Annotated in this window: 17 protein-coding genes; 3 read left to right on the top strand and 14 right to left on the bottom strand. The window is 37.6% G+C overall.

Annotated features, from left to right (window positions below; all coding sequences use genetic code 11):
- Positions 1-12: 12 nt before the first annotated feature.
- Both AR685_RS00140 and adhP read right to left on the bottom strand, forming a co-directional pair.
- Positions 13-675, bottom strand: a complete 663-nt coding sequence (locus tag AR685_RS00140; protein WP_047444337.1) for a BON domain-containing protein — start codon at positions 673-675, stop codon at positions 13-15.
- 593 nt (positions 676-1,268) lie between these two features.
- The gene (gene adhP / locus AR685_RS00135) at positions 1,269-2,288 is read right to left on the bottom strand and encodes an alcohol dehydrogenase AdhP (RefSeq protein ID WP_228376363.1); all 1,020 of its coding nucleotides are present in this window, start codon (positions 2,286-2,288) and stop codon (positions 1,269-1,271) included.
- A gap of 869 nt (positions 2,289-3,157) precedes the next feature.
- On the opposite strand from adhP, the gene AR685_RS00130 reads away from it, so the two are divergent.
- Genes AR685_RS00130 through AR685_RS00120 form a run of 3 tightly spaced genes read left to right on the top strand, consistent with a single transcriptional unit; the run spans position 3,158 to position 5,577 of the window.
- Positions 3,158-3,694 carry a YceI family protein gene (locus AR685_RS00130; RefSeq protein ID WP_082671870.1) on the top strand — a complete coding sequence of 179 codons (537 nt, stop codon included), beginning with the start codon at positions 3,158-3,160 and terminating at the stop codon, positions 3,692-3,694.
- 32 nt (positions 3,695-3,726) lie between these two features.
- Positions 3,727-5,010, top strand: coding sequence for a hypothetical protein (locus AR685_RS00125; RefSeq protein ID WP_047443847.1), 1,284 nt, complete (start codon positions 3,727-3,729; stop codon positions 5,008-5,010).
- A 60-nt stretch (positions 5,011-5,070) separates the two neighbouring features.
- A complete protein-coding gene (locus AR685_RS00120; protein WP_082002108.1) occupies positions 5,071-5,577 on the top strand; it encodes a YceI family protein in 507 nt (168 codons plus the stop codon).
- 1,033 nt (positions 5,578-6,610) lie between these two features.
- On the opposite strand, the gene AR685_RS00115 is transcribed toward AR685_RS00120, so the two are convergent.
- The 12 genes from AR685_RS00115 to AR685_RS00060 form a co-directional block, all read right to left on the bottom strand.
- Positions 6,611-7,093 (bottom strand): DUF6691 family protein, encoded by a 483-nt coding sequence (locus AR685_RS00115; RefSeq protein ID WP_047443846.1) that lies wholly within the window; start codon positions 7,091-7,093, stop codon positions 6,611-6,613.
- Positions 7,094-7,105: 12 nt separating this feature from the next.
- The gene (locus AR685_RS00110) at positions 7,106-7,669 is read right to left on the bottom strand and encodes a YeeE/YedE family protein (RefSeq protein ID WP_047443845.1); all 564 of its coding nucleotides are present in this window, start codon (positions 7,667-7,669) and stop codon (positions 7,106-7,108) included.
- A gap of 23 nt (positions 7,670-7,692) precedes the next feature.
- Complete coding sequence (locus AR685_RS00105) at positions 7,693-9,105, bottom strand: MBL fold metallo-hydrolase (protein WP_047443844.1); 1,413 nt, start codon at positions 9,103-9,105, stop codon at positions 7,693-7,695.
- Positions 9,106-9,190: 85 nt separating this feature from the next.
- Positions 9,191-9,973 (bottom strand): sulfite exporter TauE/SafE family protein, encoded by a 783-nt coding sequence (locus AR685_RS00100; protein WP_047443843.1) that lies wholly within the window; start codon positions 9,971-9,973, stop codon positions 9,191-9,193.
- A 72-nt stretch (positions 9,974-10,045) separates the two neighbouring features.
- Positions 10,046-10,678, bottom strand: a complete 633-nt coding sequence (locus AR685_RS00095) for a Crp/Fnr family transcriptional regulator (RefSeq protein WP_047443842.1) — start codon at positions 10,676-10,678, stop codon at positions 10,046-10,048.
- A gap of 79 nt (positions 10,679-10,757) precedes the next feature.
- Positions 10,758-11,534: an SDR family NAD(P)-dependent oxidoreductase gene (locus AR685_RS00090; protein ID WP_047443841.1), complete on the bottom strand. Its 777-nt coding sequence runs from the start codon at positions 11,532-11,534 to the stop codon at positions 10,758-10,760.
- 23 nt (positions 11,535-11,557) lie between these two features.
- Positions 11,558-14,611 (bottom strand): efflux RND transporter permease subunit, encoded by a 3,054-nt coding sequence (locus AR685_RS00085; protein ID WP_047443840.1) that lies wholly within the window; start codon positions 14,609-14,611, stop codon positions 11,558-11,560.
- A 6-nt stretch (positions 14,612-14,617) separates the two neighbouring features.
- The gene (locus AR685_RS00080) at positions 14,618-15,661 is read right to left on the bottom strand and encodes an efflux RND transporter periplasmic adaptor subunit (protein ID WP_059123375.1); all 1,044 of its coding nucleotides are present in this window, start codon (positions 15,659-15,661) and stop codon (positions 14,618-14,620) included.
- A gap of 13 nt (positions 15,662-15,674) precedes the next feature.
- Entirely contained in the window at positions 15,675-17,018 is a 1,344-nt protein-coding gene (locus AR685_RS00075; RefSeq protein ID WP_059123374.1) for a TolC family protein, read from the bottom strand.
- A 153-nt stretch (positions 17,019-17,171) separates the two neighbouring features.
- Positions 17,172-18,257 carry an NAD(P)/FAD-dependent oxidoreductase gene (locus tag AR685_RS00070; RefSeq protein ID WP_317040550.1) on the bottom strand — a complete coding sequence of 362 codons (1,086 nt, stop codon included), beginning with the start codon at positions 18,255-18,257 and terminating at the stop codon, positions 17,172-17,174.
- A 22-nt stretch (positions 18,258-18,279) separates the two neighbouring features.
- Positions 18,280-18,897 (bottom strand): TetR/AcrR family transcriptional regulator, encoded by a 618-nt coding sequence (locus tag AR685_RS00065; protein ID WP_059123373.1) that lies wholly within the window; start codon positions 18,895-18,897, stop codon positions 18,280-18,282.
- Between the two features lie 559 nt (positions 18,898-19,456).
- Positions 19,457-19,858 carry an ATP-binding cassette domain-containing protein gene (locus AR685_RS00060; protein ID WP_059123372.1) on the bottom strand — a complete coding sequence of 134 codons (402 nt, stop codon included), beginning with the start codon at positions 19,856-19,858 and terminating at the stop codon, positions 19,457-19,459.
- Positions 19,859-19,863: the final 5 nt, after the last annotated feature.

Genomic DNA, 19,863 nt, shown 5'->3' with positions numbered 1-19,863 from the left:
GAGAAAAATGGACTAAAAAGCATATTCATAATCAACTTCCAGCTCATTGTTAACATGCCAAATACCGGGTGTTTTCCATGCTATACGACCTGCCTCTTCTCTTGCATAAAATGAATTTACCAGTCCTTTTAGAGTGACAGTTGTTCCTGAAACTTCAACAACAATATCTTTGTCATCAATCGAACTTCTTTTAAGAGCATCTTTTACCGCTTTCTGTTCTATGACATCATGAAGCTCGGATTTAATTTTAATATTATTAAAAACCCCTTTCACTCCTTTAAGATATTTGACGACTCTTTTAGCCGCTTCTTTCTGATGGTTCCATGGCAATACTCCTTCTAAAGTAACCCATCCATCTTCTACCTTTACCGAAACCTTATCGTCAGGTACGTCCCATGCAGCTTTCAAAGCATCCAATACTTCTTTTGCAACTTCCGGATCTATTTTTGTAAAAGAATTGGGAAATTTCACCTCGATGTTTTCCACCAAAGCTTTTACACCGCTTACTCTTTTAGCAGCCTCTTCCGCCTCCATTTTTTTCGCATAGCTGTCGACAATACCTGTTAAAGATACTATACCATCTTTAGCAATGACTCCAATTTCTGCTGAGTTAAGCAGTGGTTCCCATTTAATGGCATCCTGAACGTCCTTCTGTAATTCTGAATTTGTTTTCATATTTTTTAATTTTAATGTTGAATTAGGCTTGTTGCTGTTTACTATTTCAAAGTTCCACAAAGTTCTGATTGAATAAAGTGATGCTCATCACGCTGTTATTTGATACTGGTCAACTTAAATTAAGTAGGTAAGTCAATAGGGATGGCCAGATATTATTATTAAATCAAACTGTATTTATTTCGATTCAAGGCGATGTATATCACATCTTAAGTGCTGAAACCAACAAACTGAAAATTACATGGTCATTCTTAACAGTCACTATTGGAAAATACAGCTTCGAATACGTTACTTCTACAAGTTCATGTGAACCTGAGAGAAAATCTGCATAAATATGCGTTTCAATGATATGGATGATTGTCAGATTATTTTTCCTTCGCAATCTGAAGATAGGTATCGAAATCTCTTTTGGGATCAATAACGATTGCTTCTACAACTGCCTAACAGCAGATTAAATAAATCCTCTATGCAAGGCTCTTATCATAAGTATGCTGAAAAAATAAATTAATTATTTACTATTTAATTCAAAGCCTACTTTAGAAGCAAAACCATATTGGTATCATTAATAGGATTTAAATAAATTGTAGCAACGAATATTATGGTTTTGCGATTTCTAAAACCATTCTGCCGCTAATATCTCCTTTTTTCATTTCATCAAAAACAGTATTAATATCTTCGAGTCTGGCTGTTTTTACGGTAGCTTTCACCTTTCCTTCAACGGCAAAAGCGATGGCTTCTTCCATATCTTTCCGAGTTCCGACAATCGAACCTTTAATAGTGGTTCCATTAATTACCGTATCGAAAATCGACAGGTCAAAGGTACCAGAGGGAAGGCCGTTTAAGGAAAGTACTCCTTTACGTCGAAGGGCGCCGAGCGCCTGATTGAATGCCGTTGTTGATGGTGCCGTCACTAGCATGCCGTGCATCCCGCCGGTCTCTTTCTTAAGGGACAATCCCGGATCAATTTCTTTAGCATTTACAGTCACATCTGCCCCTAATTCTTTTGCCAGTTTTAGTTTATCCTCGGTAATATCAATAGCTGCCACATGCAGACCCATCGCCTTGGCATACTGAATGGCAAGATGTCCCAATCCCCCGATCCCAGAAATGCCTACCCATTCCCCAGGTTTAGCACCGGTTTCCTTCAGACCTTTGTAAACCGTAACCCCTGCGCAAATAATGGGAGCCATTTCCGTAAAATTGATTCCTGAAGGAAAGCGAGCTACATATCTAGCATCAGCGACCACATATTCAGCAAAACCTCCGTCTACACTATAGCCTCCGTTTTTCTGACTTTCACAAAGGGTTTCCCAGCCCGTGTAACAATAGTCACAACATCCGCAGGCACTGTATAACCATGGTACACCGACAATATCACCTTCTTGCACGTTTTTCACACTTTGACCTAACGCAACGACATATCCTATCGCCTCGTGCCCGGGAACCAAAGGCATATTTGGTTTGGCTGGCCAATCTCCCTCACAGGCATGAAGATCCGTATGGCATACGCCACAGGCAATCACTTTTACTAATACTTCATTTTCTCCAGGTTCTCTCACCGGCAATTCTTCGATTTGTAACGGCTCTCCAAAAGCGTGGATCACCGCTGCTTTCATTTTTTTTGGTATCATAATTTATAGATTTCTGGAGCAATTGGCTTTATTGTATAGTAAAGCCAATTGCTGATTTAAAGGTTCAATGGAAAAAATAAGTAAGAACGATGTCTAGCAGCAACCCTCTGTAAACAGCCTAGTCCGGAAATATTTTACTGATCGGATTTGTTGTACGTGATGACCGCAATTTGTTATCATTAGTACGACCGCTTAGGTTTTACTAATTTCTTGCAGCTTATAAAAGTTTGATTCGCAAGTGGGATTTTTTGACTCAAGCTGTTCCTCTGTCGTCTCATAACATTACTTCACAAGTTTATTAATGAACGGATCCACTGTTTTGATAGTTGATGCCATGCTTACTGTTTCCATGTGGTTATTTTTAAAAGGTTCAACAAAGCTAGAAACAGAACCAGATAGGGAAAATGACTTCCATCATTAAACTTTGTGATCTTCAGCAAAGAACTTAGTATCCCAAATAAATCTAGTCCCAGAATAATATCTGATGAATCTAATCAACACAAAACATTCATACTTAATCAATTACCACTTTTCAAACAATGAAGTAACATATCAATATCAAGAATTTCAGACTTACAGAAATTTAAGATTATAGTAAATATGATGCTTGAGAAGCTGATGGAGTGAAGTGATGAGGATCATTTCAAAATGAAAGTTTCATCATCATCTGGACATTACTTCTAAAATACCTTTGTCCTATGAATTTAAAGCAATCAACAGATTGCAATCATTATTAATCTGGATCGTGAAGACAAACAAAATTTACTTGATCTTATTATATGACTACACAAATGACATCAACTTCATTGTCACATAAAATCTAAAGAACATAATTATAAATAAAATAGTATCAAATGAAAACTACGAAACATCTAATGACACTCGGTTTAATATTAGGAAGTATGTTATTACCCCAAGTGGCAAACGCTCAAAGATTAGCCTCAAAAAGTACAACGATCACTATTTTCGGAACATCTCCGATGCATGACTGGGAAATGACCGGCTCGGGTTCGTCCTTTTCCGGAATTGTTTCAGGAAACGCACTCACAAATGTGACCTTCAGCGTCCCTGTCCGAAACTTAAAGGCAGAAAAGGGAAAGACAATGGAAAAGAAGGCCTATGATGCATTGAAGGCCGAGAAGGCTCCCAATATACTCTTCACTGCTACTTCCATCAATCTCGGCAAGAGCAATGCTACAGGGAAACTGACAATCGCAGGAGCTACCAAAACCGTTTCATTTCCCATATCCATTGTAAAAAAAGGAAACACCTACGTCATCGACGGTTCAGAAACGATCAAATTGTCAGAATTCGGAATGGAACGCCCAGGGTTTATGGGGATCAAAACAGGTGATATTGTCACTGTAAAAGTAAATATAGTCGCAGACTAACTCAAATCAATTAACTGAATAATATTTACATCATGAAAAGAAATATATTTAAAATCAGCTTCATCTTCGCTTTATTAACAGTAACAACTGCGATCGCTCAAGAAGGAAAATTGGACAATTTGAAACCAAGAGACCAGCGAGGATTAACAGTTTTTGAAAATCCAAAAGATTCTGTTTCCACTTTTGATCACTTAAGAGTAAAAGTGGGAGGTGCTTTTGCATTGCAATTCCAGGGAATCAAACATGAGAATAATGCGACACCCGTTATTGTTAACGGTGTCAATACCAATCAATTATACAACATAGGAAATAACATCAACCTCCCAACCGCCAACTTAGACCTGGACGTCGCTTTATATGATGGTGTTAATCTTCACTTGAGAACATTCCTGTCTTCAAGACACCATAACGAAACTTATGTAAAAGGTGGATACTTACAGATTGATAAATTGGACTTCATCCAAAAAGGTTTTGCAGAAGAACTGATGAAATATACAACTATTAAAGTAGGTCAGGATCAAATAAACTATGGTGATGCGCAACTGAGAAGAACAGATAATGCTTACGCTGTTTTGAATCCGTTTGTCGGAAATTACCTGATGGATGCTTATGCCACATTTCCTTTTGCAGAACTATACTATCGAAGAAACGGCATTATCATAATGGGGGGTGTGACTAACGGAAAACTTAATCAAACCGCTACTGGAGGAACAAGTCCCGGCATTTATGGAAAACTAGGCTATGATAAGCAGATTACACAAGACCTAAGAGTGAGACTAACAGGATCTGTCTACAATATTGCAAGAGCGCCAAGACTTGACTTTTACAATGGAGACAGAGCCGGTTCCAGATACTATTTTGTGATGGAAAATACAGCAGCCACTTCTTCTGCTCAAATGAGATCCGGCATGGTAGATCCTGACTTTTCAAATACGATGACTTCAGTCATGATTAACCCATTTCTTAAATACAAAGGCTTGGAATTCTTCGGAATCTTTGAATCTGCTTCCGGACGTAATCTTGTAGAAACTGACAGAAGAACATACAATCAATACGCTGCAGAACTTATTTACAGATTCGGAAATACTGAAAACCTTTACTTCGGCGGACGGTACAACAAAGTGAACGGAAAACTAATCAGCGGAGACGACATTAGTGTAGACCGATATAATATTGGCGGAGGCTGGTTTATGACCAAAAACATCCTTGCAAAATTAGAATATGTCAACCAGAAATACGACGGATATCCAACAACCAACATCCGCAGAGATGGTAAGTTCAACGGATTTATGCTGGAAGCTGTAATATCTTTTTAAGTCTTCATTTAACAGAAGCAGAGGAAACTAGTAGTTTCTCTGTTTCTTAAAACTAAAGCTATGAAACCTCTCTATATGGTACTACTTTTCTTATTTTCCACAACAATGATCAATGCTCAGGAAAATTTTGTAAAAATTAATGGCAGTACAAATGTCAGCAGTTTTCAATTTTTCAATACCACATTTAAAAATGACCGTGATTCTTATTCTCTCTCAGAGAAAAATCTACCTAATATCATTTTAAAAGTGAGTGATTTCGACTGCGGCAATAAGATGATGATCAGGGATTTCCGAAAAATGCTGAATGTGGAAAAATACCCTGAGATGACCATCCGATTTCTCAGCCTTACCAAGGATCAGAAAAATCTCCTTGCAGTAATAGAAGTAAAGATTATGAATCAAACTAAGAAATATCACGTAGATTTCATTATACAGAATAACAAACTGATTGGTCGCAAGAGTCTCAAATTCAGTGATTTCAACATCACACCACCAAAAAAGATGGGCGGAATGATCGTTGTAAAAGACGACCTAGACCTGATACTAAGCCTAGTAACTAGAATTTAGATAAACTTTTTCAGATCATTAAATTTTTTATCCGCAACATCACAAGACCAAACTGGTGATGTTGCTTTTTTATTTGACTTCGCGGCTAATGACATGTATATCCCTAAATAGTGAATCTTTAATAACAGGAAGCTCGCATCGAATTAAACCCAAACAGATAAAAAAAATAGGTCAAGATGAGTTAAATTCACTATAAAATAAAATTTACTTTAAAGTGGCCACCTAAAAAAAGTTAGTTACAATAATATATTGCATAAATTAATGTATTATAAATTGTATTTATTCAGACAAAATAATCTCTATAAAATTTCATTCAATACCTTCAAAATATTATCTATATCTACTAATAAATGGTTTGAGTATAGTCCTGTCAAGTTCTAAAGACAAGACTATATATTAACTAAAATTTGAGAAATTCTTGTTAAATCTTCAACCGGATACTTCGATATTTCTTCGGTTATGGGTACAAGAAAGGAAAGAATTGATAATTCACTTTATTTCCGCTTTTTTCTTTGCATAAACCACTGTTAATCTATATCGACTCAAAAAAATAACATTTTTATGCGTAGATTTTTCGAAATTGAATTGCCCAGAAATAAGTTTTCTATATAAAGTTATTTTTGTTTAACCTAAAGTGGCGAGATGAAGAATGTAACAGATAAACTACTTTAATAATTTCACAATATTCATCTAATAAATTTTGCTAATTGGAATTTAGTAATTCGAAATAAATTTAATGTTTCCTTCTATACTGTTAATCTGCTTTGGAGCAACGGCAAATGATTTATTATTGCCAAAAATAAGATTAAACAAATTGAGGATAATAGGATTTTAATTGATGTGCACAAAATACCAATTGGACAAACCTATAAAGAGAACATCAATCAACTGTTAAGTTGAATCTTCAATCAAAATTAATATTCGTTTTAAAGGCAATATCAGTGCTGTACGCTAAAGAAACCATTATAATATTTCATTTATAAAATTTTCCACTTAATGATATTACAAAATTTTTTAAATGGCATTCTAAAAATCAATGTGGCAGCTTGTCTCTGAAATATCCATAAACCCAGGTTCCTAAAATAGCACTCACTAAAGTAATAATCACTGCAAAAGCTCCTGTTCCAATTTGTGCGAATAGAGGTCCCGGACAAGCACCCGTAATTGCCCAGCCAAATCCAAAGATTAAACCTCCGTAAATTTGCCCTTTATTAAAAGTTTTAGGAGCAATTGAAATGTTTTCCCCATAAATGGTTTTTATTTTGAATTTTTTAATCAGCCAGACAGAAATCATTCCTGTTAAAACTGCGCTTCCAATTACGCCGTACATATGAAATGACTGCAAACGGAACATTTCTTGAATTCTGAACCAACTGATGATCTCAGCTTTCACAAACACGATTCCGAATAAAATTCCTACCAAAAGGTATTTCAAATTGTGATACCATTTGTGCTGAAGATGGCTTTCGTTGGTACAAATGGTATCTTGGTGACGTCTATCTGTTTCTTTTTTCATTATTAAATAAGTTTAGAGTGAAAGAATGATTGGCAAAATCACATTTGCCATTAAAAAACCGCCGATCATGAAGCAGATTGTTGCTACTAAAGATGGCCATTGAAGATTGGAAAGTCCCATTATGGCGTGTCCGCTTGTACAACCTCCGGCATACCTTGTTCCGAAACCAACCAAAAATCCGCCGACAACCATCATAATGAATCCTTTTAGCGTCAATAAACTTTCAAAATTCATCAATTGGGTCGGAACAAGATTTCTATAATCCGTGATCCCATAGGTTGCCAATTCTGCTTTAAGGTTTGGATTGACTTTAATTTCTTCAGGAATCATCAGTAAATGAGCGGCGATCATTCCTCCGAAGAAAATTCCTAATACAAAGAATAGATTCCATGATTCTTTTTTCCAGTCGTATTTGAAAAAACTTAAATTAGCCGGAATACAGGCTGCGCAAATATGTCGCAATGACGAACTGATCCCGAAAGATTTATTGCCTAAAATCAGCAAAGCCGGAACGGTAAAACCAATCAACGGGCCAGCAATATACCACGGCCAAGGTTCTTTTATGATATCTAACATTAATTTACTTATTTAATTCAAAATTACTTCAAAACTTTACTTTGACAAACGAAATCACTTTTGGGAACACCAGTTTGTGCGATTGCATTAAATCCACCTTCAATTTCGGTAAAATTTCTATAACCTCTTGCCAGAAGAATGCTCGCCGCCATCATACTTCGATAACCACCTGCGCAGTGAAGATAAAAATGCTCAGTCGGTTCAAGATGATTAATCCATTCATTGATGTAAGCTAAAGGCTTACTGTAAGCTTTATCAACGTGTTCTGCTTCGTACTCAGTTTCTTTTCGTACATCAATAATTTTCACCTCTTTATTCTCAATTTCCTTTTCAAAATCTGTAGCAAAAATTCGATGAACTCTGTCAATTTCTTTTCCGCTGTTTTTCCAGGCTTCAAAACTACCTTTCAGAAAACCTAAAACGTTGTCAAATCCTACTCTGCTGAGTCTTGTCACCGTTTCCTCTTCATTATTTTCATCGGTAATTAATAAAATCGGTTGTTTTACATCTACAATCAAAGCACCAACCCAGGGTGCAAAATCTCCTTCTAAACCGATATTAATCGATTGAGGGACAAAACCTTTTGCAAAATCATCATTATTTCTGACATCCAAAATCAAAGCTCCTGAATGTTCTGCCATTTCTTCAAATTCTTCAGGAGAAAGAGCGTGAAGCCCTTTTGACAAAACCTCATCAAAACTGTCGTAGCCTTTTTTATTCATCGCTACATTCATCCCGAAATAGGCATGGGGTGGAAGAAGCCCTTCTGTAACAGCTTTTATGAAGCTTTCTTTATCTTTTTGATTGAGTGCATAATTGGTCTTCTTTTGATTCCCCAATGTATCAACCGTCTCTTTTTGCATATTTTTCCCGCAGGCAGAACCAGCTCCGTGCGCAGGATAAACGATAATTTCATCGCTCAAAGGCAGAATTTTTTGGTATAAACTTTCGTAAAGAAGTCCAGCCAGTTCTTCCTGAGTCATATTCGCGGCTTTCTGAGCCAGATCCGGACGACCAACATCGCCAAGAAACAAAGTATCTCCACTGAAAAGTGCTTTTTCCTTACCGTTTTCATCGATTAATAAAAAAGAAGAGCTTTCCATTGTATGTCCCGGTGTGTGCAGAACTCTTATTTTGATTTTTCCGATTTCAAAGATATGTCCGTCTTCAGCAATAATCGCATTAAACTCAGGATTTGCAGTAGGTCCGTACACGATTGGTGCATTTGTTTTTTTACTTAAATCAATGTGGCCACTCACAAAATCTGCGTGAAAATGGGTTTCAAAAATATATTTCAATTTTATATTGTATTTTTCCAGTCTGTCAATGTAAGGTTGAGTTTCTCTTAAAGGATCAATGATTGCCGCTTCACCGTTTGAAACAATGTAATAAGCTCCTTGAGCGAGACATCCTGTATAAATCTGTTCTATTTTCATTTTGATAATTTTAATTTCATTTTAATTTGATACAAATTTCCAGGTTTGAATTCTGTTGTACAGCTACTTTTGTTACATAAGATTTTTAAAAGAAAAGTTCTTTAATAACAATGTAAATTCCCATCACCAAAATAAACCATCCGAATGCAGGTCTCAGTTTCTTGCCATCAATTTTCTTTGATAGTTGCGAGCCAATGATAATTCCAACGATGGCAATTGCGGTGATGGTTGCTAATAAATTCCATTCGATTTTGATGTGATTCATTGATGAAAAAAATCCGATCAGAGAATTTAAAGAAATGATGACCAAAGAAGTTCCGATGGCGATTTTCATTGGCGTTTTCAGAAGATTAACCAAGGCAGGAATAATCATAAATCCGCCTCCCGCTCCTACCAGACCTGTCAAAATTCCGACCACAGAACCTTCAACTACTGCCAAAGGTGTATTGTTATTTTGTGAAGGGATTGTTTCCACCCTTTTCCATATCATTTTATAGGAAGAGACAATCATTAATCCAGCAAATAGTAACAGAAGAAAAATGTCTTTGGTCACCATAAAATTCCCTATTCTAAAGACTTTATCGGGAATTAAAGGAAGAATATAATTTCGGGTAAGGAAAATGGAAATGATCGAAGGAACGCCAAAAATAAAAGCCGTTTTAAAATCCACCAATCCTTTTTTGAAATAAGAAAACGAGCCAACCAAACTGCTGATTCCGACAATGAAAAGTGAATATTCTGTTGCCAGAAAAGCGTCAATTCCGAAGAGATAAACCAAAACAGGAACGGTAAGAATACTTCCGCCACCGCCTATTAAACCTAAAGAAATACCTATAAAAATCGATGCTACATATCCGAAAATTTCCATTTTTTAACTTTTAAGAAGCAAAAATGGAAATATCTGTGAAGCTGTACAGCTACTTTTGTTACATAGGGAAATTTAGATAGAATCTGAAAGGATAATTTTGTTTCTACCCAGTTTTAGTTTACTGGAATCTTCCAATTGTTTTAGAAGTCTGGATACTACTACTCTAACTGTTCCGAGTTCATTGGCAAGCTGTTCGTGAGTGATCACGATGGTTTTAGATTGGGAGATTTCTGATTTTTTATGGAGCAGATTGAGCAATCTTTCATCTACTTTTTTGAAAGCGATCGCATTGATAATATCGAGTAATTCTTCAAAACGTTTGTGATAAAGCCTGAAAATATAATCCAGCCATTCCGGATATTCTTTGATGAATAAGGTAACTTTATCCATCGGTAAAAACAAGATCTCTGAATCTTCCTCTACTTCGGCCTTTACGATACTTTTCTCATTGTGCATTCCACCAAGAAATGACATAATGCAGCTTTCGCCTGCTTTGATGTAGTAAAGTAAAATTTCTCTGCCGTCTTCTTCTGTCCTTATTACTCTTAACAATCCTTTCATTACAATCGGAATGGAACGTATGGAGGCATTTTCATCCAGAATGATATCACCTTCATGGTATTTTTTCAAGATACCGTTTTGATAAAGCTTATCAGTTAATTCCTTAGAAGAACTGAATTCGGAAAAAATTATATTTGCATTCATTGTTTGAAAATATATTACGAATTTACTGAACTTGCAACTATTTTTGAGACAAAATTTATATACTCTTTATGCTACATTTTTAAGTACCCTTCGCCAAATTCTTTTTAATCTTCATCATCAGAAAATCCGGCAAGAGACGTGGGAGATTGGATAAAAACCAATTCATCGAACCAACGATTTTTTTACCTTTTCCGTTTAGCAAAAGTTTAACACCTTCTTCAGCAACGACTTCCGGATCTACCGGCTTGTTGGTTTTCACCATTTTGGCTTTGAGCATTTCCTCGGTATAAAATCCGGTATCGATCGGCCCGGGACAGAGCGCAGTGACCACAACGCCGGTTCCCTCAAGTTCTGAAGCGAGCGTTTCCGTAAAGGCTAAAACGAAACTTTTCGTTGCAGAGTAAACCGAATAATACGGAAACGGCAGAAATGCCATTACCGAAGATACATTCATGATCCTACCAGATTTTCTTGCCACCATATCTGTGGCAAAAAGTTTGTTGAGAACAACTAGACTGGAAATGTTCAAGTCGATCATCTTCAGTTCCTCTTCCAGAGAAGTCTCTACAAATTTTCCATAAGTTCCAACACCGGCATTGTTGACCAGACCTGTAACCAGCAGATTTTTCTCCAGAACCTCACCGTAGAGCTCTATTGCATTATCCACCACAGACAGGTCTTTGACCATGCAAAACACAGAGATTTTGTATATACTGATCAGTTCTTCCTGCAACTTTCTCAGCTTATCCTCACTTCTCGCTACCAAAATCAGATTTTTGCCTTTCTCGGCCAATTGAATAGCCATTTGGTAGCCTATTCCGGATGATGCTCCGGTAATTAAAATGTATTCTTTCATTTTGTTAATTTTTAATGTTTTTCTTATTTTTCACTATCAAGACTTGGCGGTATCAGTTTGTACATTACCGGGGTCACAATTCTTGAGAGAATCGTTGAGCTTATCAAACCTCCGATCAACACAATTGCCAAAGGTGCGATCAATGGATTTGAATTTAAGGCCAAAGGAATCAATCCGCAGATTGCTGTGATGGAAGTTAAAACCACAGGAAGAAAACGTGTTTCTCCGGCAATGGCAATTGCTTCGTCGATCGACTTCCCTTCCAGTCTGAGCTGATTTGTGAAATCTACCAGTAAAAGAGAATTTTTAACCTGAATTCCCGACAGTCCGATGAATCCAATGATCGCAACCATCGACATTGGGCTTCCGTCAATCAGCAGGAAAATAACCCCACCTAAAATTCCCAACGGAATGATGGACAAAACGATTATGATCCCTTTGAATGTTTTGAACTGTAACAACAAGACCGCAATGAAAAGAAATGTGCTTAAAATAATGACCGAGATAAAGTTACCACCCAGTGCATCGCCTTCAGATTCTTTTTCACCAGCCAGTTTGTAAGAATAGCCTTGCGGCATTTTCAGTTTGTCAAGCTGAGGAACAATATCCACCAGCAAGTCATTGGCATAGTAGCCTTTGGCCGTCATTGCTGAAACTTTGGCAAATCTTGACTTATTGAAATGGTTGATCGCTGTTGGCGAAGTTTCAAAGGTAACCGTTGCGATCTGATTCAGTGCGATCGGTGCTCCCTGAACATTGTTGACATAAAGATTTTTCAAAGCATCAAGAGTGGAGAATTTTTCCCTTGGCAAAGTTAGGGTCACGGTTCTTGAATCACCCCGGTCATCGATATAGTCTCCAACAGGAAGTCCGGCAATGGCAAGGCGGATCACTTTATCAACCTCACTCGTCATCACGCCTAATGTTCTTGCTTTTTCTTTATTAATCTTTACCTTGACATCTGTTTTATAGGTATTCAACTCATTGCTGACGTAAACTGTACCTTTCTGTTTTCTCAGAATATTTTCAACCTGTGAAGAGAGTGATCGCAGCACCGCAGGATCGTCACCAAAAAGGCGAACCACAATATTTGCTTCAATCGGCGTTCCCTGTTCGAAATCTTTTACCTCAATTTTCGCGTAAGGTATTGTCTTGAATTTTTCTCTCAAGGTTTCAATCAGTTCGGTCTTTACAGCTGGTTTAGCCTCGTCATCCAACTGAACAAAGACCTGGGCAAAATCGGGTTTTCTGTCCTGTGGATGCACATTGTAATAGATCTGCGGGTTTCCTTTTCCCACATTCGAAGTATAATAGGTGATCTCCTTGTGATTTTTTAATTCAGACTCAACGATCTTCGCAACACGGTCACTTTCGGAAATGTTGGATTGAAGAGGCATTTTAATATTGATAAGAAACATCGGTTTTTCAGAAGTCGGAAATAGTTTAAATCCTGTGAAACTGAATAACACAAATGCCAAAACACTCAATGCCAATGAAATTCCGATTGTTATCTTTGGATATTTCAAAGCTCTAGGCATAATACCTTTGTAGCTGTTGGTCAGGAATTTCTGAAGGTATTGAAGAAAGATATTTCCGCCTTCGTGGTCGTGGGTCTTCAGAAACTTGCTCCCTAGAAAAGGAACTAACGTCAACGCGACCAACATCGAAGCTAAAACACTCGTAATCACTGCCATCGGAAGACTTCTCATAAATTCTCCTGCAACATCAGGAAGGAATGCCAAAGGGAGAAAAGCAATGATCAGTGTAGCGGTACAACCGACGACTGCTAAACCAATTTGTCTGGTGCCTTTCAGGACCGCATCTTTTTTGGAATGTCCTTCACGCAGCCAGCGTTCAATATTTTCAACGACCACGATACTGTCATCGACCAACAGTCCCAAAGCGACCACCAGACCAACGATACTTAACTGGTTTAATGAAAATCCCAGTGCGTTCATTGCAATTAATCCCAGTGCCAGTGACAAAGGAATGGAGATCATCACGATCACTGAGGCCCGTGTCCCCAAAGGCAATAACGTGATAATGACCAATATGATCGCCAACCCAAAGTCAAAACCTAAATGCCCGAGACGCTGCGAAACCATATTCGCCTGATCGAAGTTTTTAACCAATTTGATATTTTCGGGAAGCTCTTTTGCAGTCTGCTCAAGAATAGGTTCAAATTCTTTCTGAACATCTGTAATATTGACATTATCCTTCATCCCTGCACTGACAAGAACACATCGGTGTCCGTTGATCCTCGTGATATGATCTACCGTTTGCGATCTGTAACCCACTTCGGCAACATCTTTCATATAGACGATCTTTCCGTTAGCATTGTAGATAACAGTGTTGGCTACATCTTCCTCATTCTTGAACTTACCGCTCGTTTTAACATTGAAAACTTTAGTGTCCATATCAATACTTCCACCCGGAATGTCGGCAGCCTCGCTCTGTAAACTTCCCATCACGACATTCAGAGGGATTCTCAGTTGAGCCAATTTATCCAGTTTCAGATCTACCCTGATCTCCTGTTCCGGAATCCCTGAATAGATAACGTTTTTAAGATTGGTGATCTTCTCCAGTTTTGTTTTAAGTTTGTCGGCTTCGTCGTGCATTTTTTTCTCAGAAGCATTTTCAGACACCAAGGCTACCTGCAGAATTTTGACATCGGCAGAAGATATCTTTTCTGTTTTGATCTGATAGATGTCTTTCGGAAGCTCACTGTTTTTTAGTGCATTGATCTCTGTGGAAATTTCCTGGTACTTGTTGTCCACATCAACGCCATATTTAAATTTAACCTCAAAAGCGGCAACACCATCTTCCACAGTGGTGAGAATCTTATCGATATTCTCCAATCCATAGATCTTATTTTCAATCGGTTTAACCACCTGTTCTTCCATATCCTTTGGACTTGTCCCGGGATAGATGACCGTGATCAGATATTGCGGCGGATGCGTTGCCGGATCTTCCGATCTTGGCATTGTGAATAGTGTCAGCATACCAACTACGGCAACGAGAAGAAACATGATCAGTGTGAACTGATAGTTTTTTACAGCAAAATTTGTAATTTTCATCAGTTGTTATTTAATGATTTTAATGTTCGACTGCTCGTTCAGATAGGCACTGTTGGAGATCACTATTTTATCGCTTTTCTGAAGTCCATCCTGTACGAAAACTTTGCTGTTTTCGAATTTGGCGATCGTGATCGGTCTTTTCTTGACCTTGCTGTTATCAACAACAAAGACAAAGGCTCTGTTTCCGTCAGCTTCTAGGAGAGAATTATAGGGGATCACAATGAAGTCTTCGGAATGATCGGTTTGGATCTCTGCCTTTCCGAACATTCCCACTGCAGGTTTGCTGTCATTCATCGTCAGCTTAAGCTCCACCTGAAAAGATCCGAGTGCCATATCGGCAGCCTGCGATTTCCTGAACACAAAGGCATCGAATTTCTTTCCAGGATAACCGTCGAGTGTAACCACTGCTTTTTGCCCGATCTTTGTGGATGCCCATTCGGTATCTGTCAAACCGACTTTCAGTAAATAATTGTTGTTGTGGGAAGTTTCATTGATCATCAGAACCGGAGAGCCAGGACCAACGATCTCGCCTTTGTTGGCTATTTTCTGTGAAACAAAGCCGTCAGAGCTTGCATAGATCTTTGCATATCTGGCATTGAAAGCAACGGCATCTTTCTGTCTTCGGGCAATATCAAGGCCTGTTCTTGTGTTCTGAACCTGCTCTAATGTGTACACACTGTCTTTGTATAGACTGGTTGCACGTTTGTAATCACGCTCATTCTTCTGAACATTCAAATCAGACTGATTCAGACCGGCACGGATCTCGGTCTCATCCAGTGTCGCCAGAAGCTGACCCTTTCTGAAAAACTGACCTTCCTCCACATAAACGCCGCTCACTACTCCACCGATCTTGAAGGAATAGGTCGTTTCATTTTGTGTTGTCACCAAACCTGATGCGCTGATGTTTCCGGCAAGTGCGAGAGAACTGACCGATGCCGTTTTTACGGGAATGACCTCGGCACTTTCAAAAGGTTTAACCTCTTTTTTCTCCTCTTTGCAGGACATGATGAAGAAGAGAGAAAGCATTGATATTTTTAATGTTTTATTCATAATCTTTTAGTATTTATCTATTAAAATTAAATGTGGCATTGGCTCTTTCCAGCTCTGCAAAAGCGATCCAGGAATTGTAAAGGGAAATATTGGCATTGAGCTGAGTATTGACCACCTGATTCTGCGCATCCAGCAGCTCAATGTAAATGGCGATTCCTTCCTTATACAGTTTGGTAACATCTCCGGTGTATTTTTGTGCGGTGTCTTTTTGCTTACTATCCGACTCATACTGTTCCAATGCCGATCTCAGATTGTTTTGGGAAACATTAAACTGCAACAGCAGCTGCTGCTTAACATTGTCGATCTGAGAACTGATCTTTTTGCTGTCCTCATCCACCTGCTTTAACTTGTATCTGTTCTTGTTACCTGAGAAGATGTTCCATTCCAGACTCAGACCAGCGAAATAGTAGCGGGACGACCTATCAACTTTAAAATCAAAATCCTGCAATCCCAGATCTGCAAATCCGCTTAGTTTTGGAAACCAGTTGGATCTCGTCAATTGGTAAACATTCTCGTTGATCTCCTTTGCCTGTCCCAATTGTTTCAATTCTTCTCTGCTTGATGTGTTTTCTGTGATCATTTCGGTGGGCAATTCCAGAATCTCGTCGATTTCAATTTCTGAATCCAACTTTTGATTTAAAAGAAAATTAAAATAAGATCCTGCATTTTTACTTGTGTTTTTTGCTGTCTCAAGATTCGCTTCGATTCTCGTTACCTCGTTATCACTCCGGAGTACTGCGGTTCTGTTGATCTTGTCATTTTTAAATAGCGATCTGTTGACCCTTTGATTTTCTTTGACGATGGCCAATGCGTTTTCGTAGATCCTGATACCTTCCACAGATTGCAGATACTTGTAGTAGGCAATTTTTATTTCCTTGACCAATTCACGCTGGTAGATCTCCAGTTCGATCTTTTGCAACGTGGTTTGTTGGGCCTTGATCTTTTTATTGTAGATGATCTCATAGTTTAACAGAGGCATCGTCGTGTGAAGCTTGACATCGTAGAAATTGTTTGGATTGATCAATACCGACTGATTCTGAAGCTGTGGAAAAGCGTTGGAGTTTGTGATCTGATTCAATGTGCTGTACACCGGATTCAGCATATCCCCGATTGGAATGTCAATAGTTCTTCCGCCGTCTGCAATGGTGTAGTTGGTAACAAAGGCAACATTGGGCGAAAACAATGACTGTGCTTCCTTCAGTGCATACAGACTTTTATTGATGTCAAAGTTCTTCTGTTTGATCACTTCGTTGTTTTCAAGACCGATCTCAATGTAACGGTCGAGATGTTTTTGACCATACCCAAGAAAACCAAGGCATAGCAAAAACATTGATGATAAATTTTTAATAGATAACATTGGTTATAATTTGAACATTGTTCATAAATTTTTTAAAAAAAGTGTTGATCAAGCTGCCAATAGTCTATAAATTAGAATTGACTTTACCTGAGCATCATTAAGGGTTTCAAAAGAGATTTTTATCACCTCTTATTTACGAAATTAACTGTGATATTAGCTAAACATTTCAGCAGATAATTCCCCATTGATCTTTACTCCCGCAACAGATCCTGATGAAACCGCCAATGAAACGGACCTTAACATATTGCTATTGTCACCAACTGCATATACACTATCTACGGTAGTTTTATGAGATTCATCAATTTTGATAAGACCTGCATCTGTCAACTCACATCCCAATTCCTGTGGAATATTAGAATGTTGTCGGAATGGTACCGGTGCATACATTGCTTCAAAACTATCAGCTGTTCCATCAGAAAAAATGACCTTTTCGATATATCCGTTGTGGTGTTGTATTTCTGAGATCTTTTTCTCAATTATTTTAACGCCATTTCTTTGAAGGATTGCAATATTTTCACCATTACTGGCATTTATCTCTGATGTGATCAAGGTGACATCATCGGTCAAGTTTTTAATTAACGAGGTAAAATACACCAGACGATCTCCATCCGCTAATATTGCTGTTTTCTTGTTTCTAACCTCATATCCATGACAGTAGGGACAGTGTATGACAGATATGCCCCAACACTCTGCGAATCCTGTGATAGCATGTAGTGAATCTACAATTCCGGTAGCAAAAATCAGTTTTTTAGTTATAAATGACTTCCCATCTGAGGTTTTTATAACAAAACCCTCAGATATTTTGCTTCCACTTACTGCGAAACCTTCATAAAACTCGATGGTTGGATATTTGGCAACCTCTAGCCTGGCAATTTTCGCAATTTCTCCTGGGGGTACACCATCTCTTGTTAAGAAATTATGTGAATGAGGGGTCTGCTTATTGCAGGGATTCCCGCTGTCAATAATTAGGACATTCCTCATAGAACGTCCGAGTGTCATGGCAGCAGAGAGTCCCGCATAGCTGCCAACTACGATAATTGTATCGTACATTTTTTCATTAGTTAAGTCCATATCAATGTTTTTAAGAAAGACAGACGGGGTGCAAATCGAAAGAAAAGCGAGCGATCCTTTTTTAATAAAAAATCTTCTGTCCATGGTTGTTATAAATATTTTAGAGTTCGTTTTAGTATTATGAGTGAAAATTACATTTATATATACGGTGTTTTTATTTTGAATCATGTTCATTTTTTTTCAAAAAAATTCACATTTTTTCTAATATTAACAAATACGCTTTATAACCTTCTGAAAGAATAGTTTCAGGACTGCTGAATTTAATACCTTTGGTTCTGTGGCGGATCTCCAGACAGCACATACCGTGAACCATACTCCAGATCAGAAAAGAAAGTGCTTCTGAATCATGACCATCAAAATGCCCCCTCTTCATGCACTCTTCCACTGTTTTTTTTAAGTAACTGTATGTATTAGCTCCTTCGGGCCATAGATTATTCTTCTGTTCCTCTAGGTAATCCATAGGAGCTTTTAGATTGAACATCAAATCATACATTTCAGAATTTTCCATTGCGAATTTGATATAGGTAAATCCCATTTTTTTCAGTCTTTTCATTGGATCTTCTATACCAAAAAGCTCATTGAAGTACTGCCCTAACTCCTGAAACCCGATCGAATGCAGATCGTGGAAGATAGCATTCTTATCTTTGAAATAAACATAGACAGTACCGACACTGTAATTGATTTCATCCGCTATGCTTCTAATCGTGGTACTTTCAATCCCCCTTTCAACGAAAAGCTTTTTGGCTCCGTTCAGAATCAGCAATCTTAATGCTTCCTTCTCCTTCTGTTTTCTTTCGCTGATACTCATAAGATAATTTATAATGCAAATATATAAATATTTTTTGAACAGTGTTCATTTCTTTTTAATATTTAAAATTTCCCCCTATTGATAGGGGCTAATCACATAGTTCACAATTTTAAATTTGAAGATCTGTTATATTTGTAAAATATTTAAATTTTCACAAATCAATGCTGGAGCAATTTGCACATTTTTTTTGATGTCGAAATACAGTTATTTAATAAAAATATCTGCAAAAAGTATGTAGACAAAAATGAAATCCTCATCAAAGAAGATGAAGTCTCAAAATCTATATTTTTTATTTTAAAAGGATCATTTAGCATTTTATTACAATGTCTGAGATTTATTAATTTTCTTTTTGGGCACTTAATCAACATTTCGTAAGCTTCTGCATTTTTATGGTCTGAACTTAATTTTTATGAAAGCATTCCGGACGCTTGTCTCCGCTGTAGATTTAAATTCATCAATGATATTTTCTGAATCAATGACAGGGTTGACATTATTAACGCTTGCGGTGAATTAGAAATCAGAATGCGGGAAATTCCCACTCTTTGCTGTTGGCAACTCTTTAATTCGTTGGGAAAACGAGAAGCACATCTTCAGGAAGGTGAAGTTTGTGCAGAAGTTCTTCGATTCTGTTTTGAATTTTTTGCCTGTTCCATTTTAATAATTCCTGAACAACGGCGATGTTTTGCTTAATCGTATGCGGAAACAATCCTGAATGCTGCATCACAAAACCGATTCCCATTCTCAACTCTTCCACTTTCTGGTCACGAATATTTTTTCCATCAATCAAAATATTTCCCGAATCGGCTTCTATCAGACGATTAATCATTTTTAAAGCGGTCGTTTTTCCACAACCACTCGTCCCTAAAAGCACCAATATCTCTTTATCACTAGCTTGAAAAGAAATATCGTCAACTATTTCTTTTCCGCTGAAAATTTTTGAAACCGATTCTACTGTAATCATAAGCA

The organism is Chryseobacterium sp. JAH (assembly GCF_001507335.1).
GTDB lineage: Bacteria > Bacteroidota > Bacteroidia > Flavobacteriales > Weeksellaceae > Chryseobacterium.
The sequence above is the reverse complement of the archived record's forward strand: the minus strand, read 5'-3'. Positions and strand labels throughout refer to the sequence as shown.